The organism is Kurthia sp. Dielmo, assembly GCF_000307285.2.
In the GTDB taxonomy this organism is placed as follows: domain Bacteria; phylum Bacillota; class Bacilli; order Bacillales_A; family Planococcaceae; genus Kurthia; species Kurthia populi.
In genome coordinates this window covers 13,201-24,698 of the sequence record NZ_HE578969.1, presented here as the reverse complement: position 1 = coordinate 24,698, position 11,498 = coordinate 13,201, and the positions used below count along the sequence as shown (strand labels likewise).

At 32.0% G+C, this 11,498-nt stretch carries 18 protein-coding genes; 3 read left to right on the top strand and 15 right to left on the bottom strand.

Annotation, left to right across the window (positions count from 1 at the left end; translation table 11 throughout):
* From KTHG_RS21565 to KTHG_RS20520, 5 genes are all read right to left on the bottom strand, one after another.
* Positions 1 to 299, bottom strand: a 299-nt coding sequence (locus KTHG_RS21565; protein ID WP_186439705.1) for a hypothetical protein, incomplete at its 3' end; no start/stop codon positions are given.
* Entirely contained in the window at positions 238 to 1,083 is an 846-nt protein-coding gene (locus KTHG_RS20535) for a phage replisome organizer N-terminal domain-containing protein (RefSeq protein WP_139996295.1), read from the bottom strand. The genes KTHG_RS20535 and KTHG_RS21565, both read right to left, overlap by 62 nt.
* A 60-nt stretch (positions 1,084 to 1,143) precedes the next feature.
* Positions 1,144 to 1,857 carry a Rha family transcriptional regulator gene (locus KTHG_RS20530; RefSeq protein WP_139996293.1) on the bottom strand — a complete coding sequence of 238 codons (714 nt, stop codon included), beginning with the start codon at positions 1,855 to 1,857 and terminating at the stop codon, positions 1,144 to 1,146.
* An 18-nt stretch (positions 1,858 to 1,875) separates the two neighbouring features.
* Positions 1,876 to 2,064 (bottom strand): hypothetical protein, encoded by a 189-nt coding sequence (locus KTHG_RS20525; protein WP_139996291.1) that lies wholly within the window; start codon positions 2,062 to 2,064, stop codon positions 1,876 to 1,878.
* A gap of 10 nt (positions 2,065 to 2,074) precedes the next feature.
* Positions 2,075 to 2,260 carry a helix-turn-helix domain-containing protein gene (locus KTHG_RS20520; protein ID WP_139996289.1) on the bottom strand — a complete coding sequence of 62 codons (186 nt, stop codon included), beginning with the start codon at positions 2,258 to 2,260 and terminating at the stop codon, positions 2,075 to 2,077.
* A 326-nt stretch (positions 2,261 to 2,586) separates the two neighbouring features.
* Here KTHG_RS20520 and KTHG_RS20515 point away from each other — a divergent pair, with 326 nt between their 5' ends.
* Both KTHG_RS20515 and KTHG_RS20510 read left to right on the top strand, forming a co-directional pair.
* A complete protein-coding gene (locus tag KTHG_RS20515) occupies positions 2,587 to 2,916 on the top strand; it encodes a helix-turn-helix domain-containing protein (RefSeq protein ID WP_139996286.1) in 330 nt (109 codons plus the stop codon).
* A gap of 18 nt (positions 2,917 to 2,934) precedes the next feature.
* Positions 2,935 to 3,405: a hypothetical protein gene (locus KTHG_RS20510; RefSeq protein WP_139996285.1), complete on the top strand. Its 471-nt coding sequence runs from the start codon at positions 2,935 to 2,937 to the stop codon at positions 3,403 to 3,405.
* A gap of 20 nt (positions 3,406 to 3,425) precedes the next feature.
* On the opposite strand, the gene KTHG_RS20505 is transcribed toward KTHG_RS20510, so the two are convergent.
* The 7 genes from KTHG_RS20505 to KTHG_RS22000 form a co-directional block, all read right to left on the bottom strand.
* Positions 3,426 to 3,707, bottom strand: a complete 282-nt coding sequence (locus KTHG_RS20505) for a DUF5388 domain-containing protein (RefSeq protein WP_139996283.1) — start codon at positions 3,705 to 3,707, stop codon at positions 3,426 to 3,428.
* A gap of 1 nt (position 3,708) precedes the next feature.
* On the bottom strand, positions 3,709 to 4,524 hold the full coding sequence (locus KTHG_RS20500) for a ParA family protein (protein ID WP_139996281.1): 816 nt from the start codon (positions 4,522 to 4,524) through the stop codon (positions 3,709 to 3,711).
* Between the two features lie 109 nt (positions 4,525 to 4,633).
* Positions 4,634 to 5,692, bottom strand: a complete 1,059-nt coding sequence (locus KTHG_RS20495; RefSeq protein WP_139996279.1) for a hypothetical protein — start codon at positions 5,690 to 5,692, stop codon at positions 4,634 to 4,636.
* Between the two features lie 495 nt (positions 5,693 to 6,187).
* Positions 6,188 to 6,397: a hypothetical protein gene (locus tag KTHG_RS20490; RefSeq protein ID WP_139996277.1), complete on the bottom strand. Its 210-nt coding sequence runs from the start codon at positions 6,395 to 6,397 to the stop codon at positions 6,188 to 6,190.
* A gap of 17 nt (positions 6,398 to 6,414) precedes the next feature.
* On the bottom strand, positions 6,415 to 7,458 hold the full coding sequence (locus tag KTHG_RS20485) for a S8 family peptidase (protein ID WP_139996275.1): 1,044 nt from the start codon (positions 7,456 to 7,458) through the stop codon (positions 6,415 to 6,417).
* A gap of 309 nt (positions 7,459 to 7,767) precedes the next feature.
* A complete protein-coding gene (locus KTHG_RS20480) occupies positions 7,768 to 8,364 on the bottom strand; it encodes a hypothetical protein (protein WP_139996273.1) in 597 nt (198 codons plus the stop codon).
* A 343-nt stretch (positions 8,365 to 8,707) separates the two neighbouring features.
* Positions 8,708 to 8,830: a hypothetical protein gene (locus KTHG_RS22000; RefSeq protein WP_255512524.1), complete on the bottom strand. Its 123-nt coding sequence runs from the start codon at positions 8,828 to 8,830 to the stop codon at positions 8,708 to 8,710.
* Between the two features lie 163 nt (positions 8,831 to 8,993).
* Here KTHG_RS22000 and KTHG_RS20475 point away from each other — a divergent pair, with 163 nt between their 5' ends.
* On the top strand, positions 8,994 to 9,209 hold the full coding sequence (locus tag KTHG_RS20475) for a helix-turn-helix domain-containing protein (RefSeq protein ID WP_139996271.1): 216 nt from the start codon (positions 8,994 to 8,996) through the stop codon (positions 9,207 to 9,209).
* 182 nt (positions 9,210 to 9,391) lie between these two features.
* Here KTHG_RS20475 and KTHG_RS20470 read toward each other — a convergent pair whose 3' ends face one another.
* From KTHG_RS20470 to KTHG_RS20460, 3 genes are read right to left on the bottom strand one after another with little or no spacing between them, the layout of a single operon-like run.
* The gene (locus KTHG_RS20470) at positions 9,392 to 10,354 is read right to left on the bottom strand and encodes a DUF5776 domain-containing protein (protein ID WP_139996269.1); all 963 of its coding nucleotides are present in this window, start codon (positions 10,352 to 10,354) and stop codon (positions 9,392 to 9,394) included.
* A complete protein-coding gene (locus KTHG_RS20465; RefSeq protein WP_139996267.1) occupies positions 10,354 to 10,617 on the bottom strand; it encodes a phage holin in 264 nt (87 codons plus the stop codon). Before KTHG_RS20465 ends, KTHG_RS20470 begins: the two co-directional genes overlap by 1 nt.
* Positions 10,618 to 10,633: 16 nt before the next feature.
* Positions 10,634 to 10,903, bottom strand: a complete 270-nt coding sequence (locus KTHG_RS20460; protein WP_255512523.1) for a hemolysin XhlA family protein — start codon at positions 10,901 to 10,903, stop codon at positions 10,634 to 10,636.
* Positions 10,904 to 11,498: the final 595 nt, after the last annotated feature.

Below are 11,498 nucleotides of genomic sequence, written 5' to 3'. Positions count from 1 at the left end.
GATTGATCACTATAGACAGATGCATAATGTAAGGTGTTTTTTCGTTTATGCTTTTCTCGTTCAATCGCTTCATCACTGATACGTTTTACAAAAGCTGCATCACGTTCCTCTTTCAAACACTGTAAGCAAATTAATTGGGTGCCATACTGTTCATAAGCTGTACCTAATAAATCAGCTTTGTATAAAGGATGTTTGATTGCATAGCCATATTCATTTACATGCTCTTTCTCGCAGTAATTAGAAGTTAACGCCATCATCATATTCTTTGGCAGGCTTATAGCTTGCTGAATTGCTTTCACGTCGACCACCCTTTCGTTTTGCTTTTAATTGTTCAAGCGTTTGAACGTTTTCTTGATACCAGTTTTTTAAGATGCCTTCTGCAAAGGAAAGTGGTTTTCTCACTTTTGGTGTACGTAAAGCTGTTTCTTTTAAGGCTTCAAGAATTAGTTCTCCATTGTATTCTTCATATACTGCATTAAATTGTTCTTGTGCATAAGCGCTTAGTAAACCGAAGTTCTTTTCATAGAAAGATAATAATTCTGTAAACGGTACACTTGACTCGACTTTGACTGGACCATCTTGTCTAGTCTTATCTAAGTCTTTGTCTTTTTCTTTATCTAAATCTAATTCTGAGTCTAAGTCTAAGTCTGAGTCTGTTGCGTGACTGTCACGTGACGGAACGTGACTTAGTTGAATTTGTTTTTCTTTTTCACGTTGTTTTCTTTTTCGTTCACGATTTTGCAATCTAACACGTTCCATTCCATCAATATTTTGATGATTTTCCCAATTCTTAATACGAATTGCTTCGTTTTTGATTTCTATCATTCCGTAACGTTTAAAAGTTTCGAGTGCCAAGCGAACTGTATTAAGTGGACGATTGAATATTGTTGCCATTTCTTCCACATTCATTGGAATATTTTCTGTAAGCATAATAAATCCATTTGAATTTGCTTTTCCTGCAGCTGCTAATAACTTCACCCAAACTACAATAATTGTGTCTGAATCTGGTAATGCTTCAATCAATTTTATTTTTTCATTTTCAAACATGTCTGTTTTCAATTTAATCCATGTGATTTCTGCCATTTTTAATCCCCCTAACAGATTATTCAATATTCATTTTTGGCCCTTAAATGCTTATCACAATTAATCTATTAATGATTGTTGATTCTGATAAGATTCAATGTCCATTCGTAATGATGCACCGGGTTCCCAATAATTTAGAAGTTTCACACCTTCATCAAAACGTTTTGCTGGTAACTCTTTATAAGTAGAAATTCCAAAATGATTTTTGAAATCGCGCCAAGCAGCTCTAAATACTTTAGGAGCAAGCATTTCATAAGCCAAACTCTTATAACCGCCAAGTGCCTTCATCGCTTTTCCTTTTACAATGTCCTGCAAAGTTTTCTCCTGGTACGTATTGATGCGCATATTATCTTTTAAATAATCGACATCTTCTTTAATAGCTGCCACTTCTTTTCGTGTATCTAATGCAGCCGTCAATGCTAATTCCAGTGGATCTGTAGGTAAATTATGTTGAATGACTTGTTCCATTTCGTTAAAGCGTTCGATATATGCTACTGCAAAAGCTGTTCCCTTAGCCCCTGTCATTCGTGTTGAATAAAGTTCGCAACCTTTTTTAGTGAGTAGGAAACAAGGCTTTTCTCGGTTTAAAGCATCTTTATAAGTTCCTTCTTCAAAATAAAAGTTGTGGGGAATTTTCCCCTCATCTAATTGACTAATGATGCGACGTAAATCTTTCAATACTTCATTATGTTCACGCCCCACCATTTCTGCCACCTCTAATGAAGTGATTGTTTGTTGCTGTTGTCCTGCATACATTACTTTAATGTTTGTCATTTTAATTCCTCCTATTTTTTAAAGTACAGATAATACGAATAAGCCACTGGCAATTGCTACAGCAGGTAGAAAACCAAGAACACCAACTGTCATTAATTTATCGCTTATAGTAGGATCACCTTCTGGAATATCAAACCAACCAATTCTTTCATCATCTTCTACATCGATATGTTCTACTTCTTCTGCAATTTTCAATAACTTATCCATTGTAATTACCTCACTTAATTTCTAAAATTTTTTTAATGTACATAATATGTTCTTGCGCTTTAGGACCAGTTCTACGACCTTTCAAAATATCTGTTAGATAAGCACCTGAAATACCCAACATTTTAGCAAGTTCGCTTTGTGACATTTCTTTCTTATAAAGTTCCGACCTAATTTGAATAGCTAAATCCACAGGCATTTTTTCACATCCTTCTGAAATAAATAAAGAAAATTGCTAATATTGAATCATTTTAGGGTAAATAGCTAATAAATTAGCTAATAATATTGAATTAAAGTATCCAATATGATACTATAAATCCATAGTTAAATAAGACCCAAAAAAGCCGATAAAATCAATCTTTAAGCACCTTCCAAATGCAGATGATATTTTAGCTGGTCTTGTTTTTTTGTACTCTTTTTAGCTCAAAAATTAGCTTACGCTATTAATATAATCCAAAAAGATACTTTTGTCAAACTAAAATATCCAAAAAGATACTTAATAGCCTAATTAGGAGATGTTTGTATATGAAAATACTTCTAGAACGTATAAAAATTCTAGCAAAAGAAAATAAAATCAACTTAAAAGATTTATCTAAAAATCTAGGTTGGGGAGAAAATACATTATATAAATGGGATACACAAAGCCCGTCTGTAGATAAAATTGATAAAGTTGCAAATTATTTTAATGTTTCTACAGATTATTTATTAGGAAGAACAGACTTAAAAAGATATGTCATTCCCGATGAACGCTTTCAAACTTTTGCAGCGCATATTGATGACGATGCTACAGAGGAAGAAATAGAAGAAATATTAGCATTCATTGAATTTAAGAAAAATCTTAAAAAGAATAAATAATATATAGGTGGTTTTATGATGAACAGATTCGAAGCATTATGGGATGAATTTTATGAGGAAGTGCCAATCTGGCAGACTAACTTTTTGCCAGGAAAACTATCTGGGTTTTATGATTATGATGGGATTTTTCTCAAAAATAATCTTACTCAAAATAAATATCATTGTGTATTAGCTGAAGAACTTGGACACTTTAAAACTACCCTGGGTAATATAGTTGAACAGAAAACAATTCGAGATAGACAACAAGAAATCATAGCACGTCGTTGGGGACATAAAAAAATTGTAACCTTAGATAATCTAATAGAGTGCTATGAAAAATACATAACAACTGTGGAAGAAATATGTGCTCACCTTGAAATCGTTCCGGAATTTTTAGAAGAATGTCTAGTACACTATCGCCAACAATATGGACAAGATATTTTCTACAAAGATTATTTAATCATATTAGATCCACTCGATATAAAAAGAAAAAAGGACTTAGCTTTATAATATAAGCTAAGTCCTTTTGTTTATTTCTCAACCATTACTTCGAATTTTCTTCTACTTTTATCAGTTAATGTTTCTACTTTTTCATCAATTAAATGATTTACTAGATCATCTACATTCTTAAATTCTGTAATTTTCCTTAAAGCATTCATTCTATCTCGTGTTTCATTTGTAACCCTAAGTGACGCACGATATTCTTTTACAACTTCAACTTCATTTTCTTCTATGCTTTCTTCTAAAGCCGAATTAGTAGGAGTAAATTCGTTCCCACGCATACGTTTATTTAAAAGTTTCTTGTTAGCCATACTAATTCTCCTTCTCTATCTTTTTTATTCTCTCAATCATTTCTTTTGTGACGTCTTGGAACACAGCATGAGTCTTTTTATCCCAGCTATCTTTTGGGTCATCTGTAATACCTACACTATCCCAACGTTTCACGCGTTTCATACGACGAATAATAGCGTTAAACATATTGTTATCGCCAAATATATCTTTAGCATCGTTCAATATAATATCATCTACTTCATTATTGTTTTCAAATAATACTGGAAGAATGCCTAAAATCTCTATATCGAATCCAGGTATTTCAAAAAGTTCATTTAATTCATCTATAAACATTTCTGCACCGTCTAAACTTCGTTCTTCTGTTTGTAATGTAATTACCACGTAATCACTAGCATAAAGTGCTCCAGAGGTAAATAGTGTACTAGTTGGCGGTGTATCAAAAATAATAAAATCATATTGTTTCTTAATTTCTTTTAATTGATTATCTAAATATTTCACACGTGCAAAATCATCTTTTGGATATTGCATTTCGAGAAACTTAGGAAACTTTTTAAAATCACGATAAGACGGAATTAAGAATAAATTTTCTTTGATTTCCATTATCACTTCTTCTAATTTATTTTTTTGCAATGCAGCCATAAGCGTATTATTAAAATCGGGTGCTTTACCATGTATAGCTTTATATGTTTTCATAAGGAATTTCGTGGCATTTGCTTGCGGATCATAATCAATTAACAAGGTTTTATATCCCATACTAGCTAGTTCATAAGCGACCATCGTGCTATTTGTTGTTTTTCCAGAGCCACCTTTAAAGTTGGCAAACGTAATCGTTGTCATATGCTAACCCCCTCGCTTAACTATAAACTTTTTGTATCAATGTATCAATTGTAAAATGTATCAATGTATCATTTTTTACTTGTTTCACGTGAAACATTAAGATTTTTAATTATGTCCAATCATAAAACATACCCTTGTTATAATTCGGTTGATACGTACCTTCTAACGCATCAGTGTACATATCAGCGATGTTTGTATGCATATCTTGATTAATTAAGTTGTCAGCTTCCATTACTTTTAATTCACTAAATGCACGTAATTCAGCTTTGATACGTGAATCGATAAAACCACGCATAGATTTAATATAGTCTAGTGAGCCTTGTTTGTGCGCTGTTAAACAAGCATTTACGATTCGTAATGCCTTTTCTAGTAATTCGTCTTTAAATGGCTTATAAGCAGGTAATTTAGTGAATGCATATATATTTGCGTGAACAATTTCAACAATTGCTTGTACATCATCTTTTTTGTTTAGTAATGATTTATAGACAACATCTTTCAAACGTGAAATAAAACGTAATGGTTTGAATGCTGTTTTAGGTTTTACAGGTTGTTCAATTAATTCGGCTGGGGCTGATTTTTTAACTGACATGTGACAAGCGATTGTTTTAAAAGCTTTCGCGCTTTTACGGATATAATATTTAATAATATTAGCTTCAGGGACACCAGTTTTATGTAGGGTCATTTCATCCTTACAAGCTGATACAGTAGCATTTTGTGAAGATGTTGTTCCATCAACGTTTGTAGGAGTTTCATCCGTAGTGACTTCAGTAATCACCGTAGGGACATTTTGATATTTTTGCCATACATAAATCGATGGAGATTTTAAATCAGTTTTGGCTGATTTAGTAGCAAGTGTTACAAGCATACCTAATTGTTTCGCTTTGGCCACAGCACGTTTAGCCGTTTTAACACTAAACACAAAGCCGTATTTCTCAGCAGCCACTTTAACAAGTGAATTGAACTTAATCGTAGCAATGCCAGCAACCTTTGCAGAGTGTCGTAATAATACTTTGAGAGCCTGCAACTCTTTACGACCAAATGTAGACTTATGATCTGCTAACCACATTTCGATATTTGAATTAAACTGTTTAACTGATTTAAATTGAGAGTAGCGTTTATAAGCTACTGGATTATGAGTATAGATTAACGTTTTAGATTTAGTTTCCATTTTCATTTCTCCTTTGGGAGAACGAAAAAAAGCGTGGTATCGATTTGCTGTTTCGATACACACGCTTTAAGTATTTTTAGATACTATAAAGTAATTTAGCTTTTAATACTTGAAATAACCCCTAAAATGATTTATCATAATAAGCAATTAGCAAGCATTAAAAGCAAGTTGTCAGTGCGTATCGTAGTTTGGTTACGATATAGCATGTTAATAAAGTATCCCCATACTTTATTAACCGCTTGCTTTTTTTGCGTTCTTTTTTAAGTTGAATTAAGTATAGTGTAATACATATGGAAAAGTCAACTTAATAATAGAGAATTATATAGACATAAGCATATGTATCATTGTATAAATGTATCAATTGATACATATTACAAAAAAACATTTTTACAATTGATACTTATTTGTATGTTATATGGCTTAAAATATAACATACGATGTTTTTATGATTTTAAAAAAACTCCATTGAAATAATCCAATGGAGTTTTTTTGTGTTTATATAGTTTGTAAACGAAGTTCTCTAGATACTTGCGTTTGATTTACAAAAGGAAGTTCTTCGATATATTTAATTTTTGATGCAACCGTATGAAGAAAAATAATATCCATCATTTCGTCGACATAGGAAATTTCACCATAATTTTTAAGCGCCATATAATTAGCCAAATCCCTTACTTCAACCATTAATTCGATTTTATTTTCAATCATACGTGTTGCCCCCTCTTTTAATTTTTAATAGACTCTAAAAAATTAGATAGACTCAGTCTACCATAACCTTGAGCATAACTAGAAGCATTTTTTAAAATGTCACAGCTTTGTATTAAATGCATTTTTAAATTTTCGATTATATTTGGAACTTTTTTTTGAGGTATTGCTGTTAAAATGCCAGCAACTATAGGGCTGGCAAAAGATGTACCGTTAATAATATTTCCTGTGGAAAGTGTTATGTTGGATGGAACTAAAAATTCGGGCTTTATAGGGCCATTAACTAAGCCAACACAACTTGTTTCCGAAACATTATCACCATCTACGTTTAATCCACCTACTGTAATTGCTTTTTCAGAACAACCTGGACAATGAACTTTTTCTTTACCTTCAGTAATATTTCCAGCAGCTGTAACTACTATATACCCTAATTCACATAATTTATTTATTTTTCTTGCTAAAAAGCAATTTCCGGTACAATCTGAACAATATCCTAATGATAAATTTATTACATCTATATTCCCTAGAGAATGTCCCCAGTCTAAAGCTTCAAATAATGCTTGTTCAGTTAAAGTAGAACCGTCTGCAACTTGAGCTATAGAAAATGAAGCGCATGGAGCATAACGGTATATTATGGATGTAACCCAATTGCCATGTCTAATAGTACTGGTAATATCTTCTGGATCTGTCTTTCTGGATAAAAAAGTTCTCTTATTTGATAAATTTATTTTACTAGTAGCCATACTTTCGTTATAACCAGAATCCACAACAAGAACAGACTTTCCCCAGCCATACATACCTTTTTGCCGTAATAAATCTTCGTCTAACAAATGAGGACTAATATCAAAATCGAAAGAAGGAACTGATTGAAGAGATAAAGTTCTACATTCTTCAACTTTTATTACAAAAGGTAATTTTTTAACTGATTCTATATTATGAGTTTCAATAAAAAGAATATTTTTTAATAGTTTATCTTCATATAAAATAAAGGCTTCTTCAGAAATCAGAAGTTCTTTAATGCTATTAGTTACTGTTTTTGATACCTCTATTATAAAGTTTTTCATTAATAGTTCCTCCCGACCATAGCGCAATAATAATATTATTATACTAGTTTAGTTTTAAAATAATTACAAATATATTTTATGGAAATATTTAATAATCATAAGCAAATACTGATAAGCCCGTAATATCAGAGTCTCATAAAATTTATATTAATTTTTATTTTACTTGACTACTTAATAAAATAGTTATTTAAAAATAACCATGTTAACTTACCGTAAAATAAAGATTAACTTATAGATAACAAAAAAGTATCAGCGTTAGCTGATACTTTAATGACTAAATAATTTTTTTCAAAACTATTTTTATATTTTCTATTCTTTAATGTCTTTTAGTTTATATGTTTCAATTTGTTCGTTGTCTAATGATCCGGTAGAAATTGTTAAAATCACGTTTTTAAAATTAAAATCTGATGGCACGTTATAAACAGAATATATTTCATCTTCCAATTTTGGTTTGATAGTACCGACAGTATCATCCTCGTTCGTTGATTCAAATCCTGTAAATAACGACGTATACTCTGTACCATCTTCAGCTAATAAAGTACTATCACCTATTCCCATTACATCAGCGTTTTCAGTTCCTACATTTTTAGCTTTATATATAATCTTAATAAATTTACCATCAGGATATAAATCGCCTCCATCCTCATAAGCACTATAATCCCCATCTTTATCATATGTAACGGATTTAATAGTTAAGTCCACTGTTTCACCAAATGTATTTGTGTAATTTACAGTTTCATTTTGTTCATGCATTGAGTTTGAACCATCTTCTGCGGCAGCAATTTCATCGCTTTCTGCTTGTTGTTCGGCTGTTAACCCTTGTTCATTCACATCTTCAGTATCGTTATTGCAAGCTCCTAAAAATAAGCTACCTACTAATAACCCTGCTGTTAATACTCTTTTCATGTTAAATTCCACCTTTTTTTATATTTCTTAGTTTATTCAGCTCGTTTACTATTGTACTACAAAGCATATTTATAAAGCGTAATTGTCATTATAAAGATAAATATTATTAAAATAAAAAAGCCCACTGCTGGAGTGGGCAAAAGTTTGGATCGCGCCATATTATAAATTTAGAATCGAGTAGAATTTATTTTAAATGAAGAATGTAATAATAGTTAAAATTAAAGATAGGATTGAAATTAATAATAAAATTTTTATTTTCATAGTTAATCATCCTTTCAAAAATGATTTAAATTGATTTTTAATATATAATAAAAAATATAGGGGGGTGTGACCCCCTACCATCTTAGCCAAGTAAGGCTTTGATGAAGTTTAGTAATGCAGTAACGGCGCTTATTATAGTGACAGCCGTTGCTGTTTTTTCTTTTCTTGCAAGTTTTTCTTGCTTTCTTTTTTCTACTCGATTCATGTTGTTCACCTCCTTTTCTATATATTAATTATAACACACATCGCATTAACTTACAATCAATTTATTAAACTTTTATTCAATTTTTTTAATTTATTTTTAATTAATTGATTTTAGATTTAATTAGTGATATGCTTTATTTAATTAGAAAATAGGAGTGGATAAAATGTTAAAAAGTAATTTGAAAGTGATTCTTGCAGAGCGTGATATGAAAGGAAAAGATTTAGCTGAAATTTTAGGAGTATCGAATGTTATTGTTTCTAAATGGGTTACAAATAAAAGTAATCCAACAACAGAAAAATTATACGAAATGGCATACAAGCTAGATGTAAAAGTCGATGATTTATATGAATATATTCCAGATGAAGAAACAGCAGAATAAATAAAAAAAGCCATCTATATGATGGCTAAACATGAAATAACTGAACACATTTTCAATTATTTATAATTATTTTAACCCAGAATGGAATAAAATAATAGTTCTATTTGATTATCGTTTCTAGAAATAAAAAAAGCCCCATACCTTCTACATGACTGTGGAAGATATGGGGCTTTCTTATTTAACTAATGCGCAGTAAATTTTACGTATTGAGAAGATGCTGTAATATATAAACCACTTTTTAGTAAGTACATATCTCCTGCTTTTTTAACGACTGTGAGGACTGTATCTTTATCGACCTGTCCATCTGGATTTGTCCAACGTGCTGTATCATAATAATTCAAGTCGTCCACAAGTACTTTGATTGTGCCGATTGATGTGTGATAGCCTTTTACATTCTTCTTGTTTGCAGTGATGTAGCCTTTTGCTGTTTTCAAGCGTGGCGTTTTCCCATCGTACTCGATACCCGTAATTGTAAGTCGCGTACCTTCTGGATAACGTTTAATCGTTTTCTTCAATGTAACATCTTCATACAAACCAATTTCTCGCAATGTTACCACGCGATCTGGCGTATAGGTGTAAAATCGATTACTTGTGGTATCACCTTTCAATTTACGTGCTACTTCATTTTTAAAGCGTGTCCAATCGCTCGGACGTGCAACAAATGGTGCTGGACAATTCTTGGCTGTAACATCATAGTGTCGATATAAATCATGTTGATTCAAACCATATTTTTTACACAACTCTACGACTACATCAACTGTGCGATTAAATGTCGCTGTTGCGATTGAACCATCTTTTTCTAGACACATCTCAACGCCTACGGCTGTCCAGTTAGCATTTTGCCCAAGCACATCTTCAGCACCTCGATAAGCCTTTCCCTTCACATATTTTTGTACATCATTTGCTTGATACGTAACTTCATTTAATGGCACAATACATAACGCTTCTTTGGCATCTACAAATAAATGAGCACTTGCATAGCGACTACCGCCTCCGTCTTTGCCATCAAAAAACGATGCATGATTAGCAGCTGATGCTCCAGGATTTGCTGTGTAATGGACAATGATGCCTTTGGTCATCGAACGCTTTAAGCCTGGTCGGCTAAATTGATTTACCACTACATAGTTATTTTTAATTTGTGACATTATGCTTCCTCCTTTTTCTTCTCGTGTTCATCAATCGCTTGCTTATGTTCTTTTGCTTTTTTTGTTACAACATACGTGTTCTTCCACACGCCATAGATAATCAAGATAAATGGCACTGCAGCGAGTAACGCATTTGTAAATGCTTCAATTGATTTATCTGTAAACCATGCAAATTCAAACCCTAATGTCTGCAAAAATAAAAGGACTGCTCCAAGCAATCCTCCGAATAATGCAATGTATTCTTTTAGTTTTTCTGTATTCATAATTGTCCTCCTTATTTTATTGTCCTAAGACGATCGCCATAATCGCTACAATGACTGAACCAATGATAGATGTACCTGCCCAGAAAACAATTTTGTCGTGGCGATCAATACGATGATGTGCACTTTTCGCACTCGCTCTTGCTTCTTCCGCAATGTCTTGTGCTAAATCAGCTTTCGTTTCAGCGCGTTGCGCAGTATTACGTAATTGATTGATGTTATCTAACTTTGCATCCAGACTTCCCAGTTTCTCGAAAACCTCTAGCATGACTGTTTTTTCTTCTGCCATTCCTCAACCTCCTTTTTGTTAATATAAAAAGCACACCCAATTGGATGTGCTTAGTTGATTATTTTTTATTAGGTAAAGGCTGAATAAATACCGCAGCATCTTTTAATTTCGTAATGTTTTCCGAAATTATTTTATTAGTTTTGTGTTCTTTTTCAAACCATTTAACTAATTCATGAAGTTGTTTCACTTTTTCATTGTATTCCTCAATAGCTAGTTTTTTTTAGAATGTTCATGCTCTTTTTTAGCTTCATTAATTTGTTTATTTGCCATAAATTGAGCCGTACCATTTAAGTGTTTAGTGTTGTGATTGAATTTCATTATACACACTCCCTTTGCTTCAATTATCTGACAAAAAGGAAATAAATAACATCGTAAATTTCTGCTTTTTTAGAGAAAAAAGATGATTACATTGATACTAACTATACTGTTAGTGCGTTTACTTTTGTTACAAGTTCATTAATCGCATTGACCAACGATGTTTTATCTGTTGTCTGTAACGAAGTTAATGTGCCTATGTTCATGTTGGTTGTTGTAATCGCTTCTTGTACGGCAGTTGCGGATAATAAATAAAAACTTGTGCCATTATAAACAGCGG

Bases quoted from the DNA above. Each gene is read 5' to 3' on its own strand.
- KTHG_RS20535 (WP_139996295.1), bottom strand. From the start codon at position 1,083: ATGGCAGAAATCACATGGATTAAATTGAAAACAGACATGTTTGAAAAT.
- KTHG_RS20530 (WP_139996293.1), bottom strand. From the start codon at position 1,857: ATGACAAACATTAAAGTAATGTATGCAGGACAACAGCAACAAACAATC.
- KTHG_RS20525 (WP_139996291.1), bottom strand. From the start codon at position 2,064: ATGGATAAGTTATTGAAAATTGCAGAAGAAGTAGAACATATCGATGTA.
- KTHG_RS20520 (WP_139996289.1), bottom strand. From the start codon at position 2,260: ATGCCTGTGGATTTAGCTATTCAAATTAGGTCGGAACTTTATAAGAAA.
- KTHG_RS20515 (WP_139996286.1), top strand. From the start codon at position 2,587: ATGAAAATACTTCTAGAACGTATAAAAATTCTAGCAAAAGAAAATAAA.
- KTHG_RS20510 (WP_139996285.1), top strand. From the start codon at position 2,935: ATGAACAGATTCGAAGCATTATGGGATGAATTTTATGAGGAAGTGCCA.
- KTHG_RS20505 (WP_139996283.1), bottom strand. From the start codon at position 3,707: ATGGCTAACAAGAAACTTTTAAATAAACGTATGCGTGGGAACGAATTT.
- KTHG_RS20500 (WP_139996281.1), bottom strand. From the start codon at position 4,524: ATGACAACGATTACGTTTGCCAACTTTAAAGGTGGCTCTGGAAAAACA.
- KTHG_RS20495 (WP_139996279.1), bottom strand. From the start codon at position 5,692: ATGGAAACTAAATCTAAAACGTTAATCTATACTCATAATCCAGTAGCT.
- KTHG_RS20490 (WP_139996277.1), bottom strand. From the start codon at position 6,397: ATGATTGAAAATAAAATCGAATTAATGGTTGAAGTAAGGGATTTGGCT.
- KTHG_RS20485 (WP_139996275.1), bottom strand. From the start codon at position 7,458: ATGAAAAACTTTATAATAGAGGTATCAAAAACAGTAACTAATAGCATT.
- KTHG_RS20480 (WP_139996273.1), bottom strand. From the start codon at position 8,364: ATGAAAAGAGTATTAACAGCAGGGTTATTAGTAGGTAGCTTATTTTTA.
- KTHG_RS22000 (WP_255512524.1), bottom strand. From the start codon at position 8,830: ATGAATCGAGTAGAAAAAAGAAAGCAAGAAAAACTTGCAAGAAAAGAA.
- KTHG_RS20475 (WP_139996271.1), top strand. From the start codon at position 8,994: ATGTTAAAAAGTAATTTGAAAGTGATTCTTGCAGAGCGTGATATGAAA.
- KTHG_RS20470 (WP_139996269.1), bottom strand. From the start codon at position 10,354: ATGTCACAAATTAAAAATAACTATGTAGTGGTAAATCAATTTAGCCGA.
- KTHG_RS20465 (WP_139996267.1), bottom strand. From the start codon at position 10,617: ATGAATACAGAAAAACTAAAAGAATACATTGCATTATTCGGAGGATTG.
- KTHG_RS20460 (WP_255512523.1), bottom strand. From the start codon at position 10,903: ATGGCAGAAGAAAAAACAGTCATGCTAGAGGTTTTCGAGAAACTGGGA.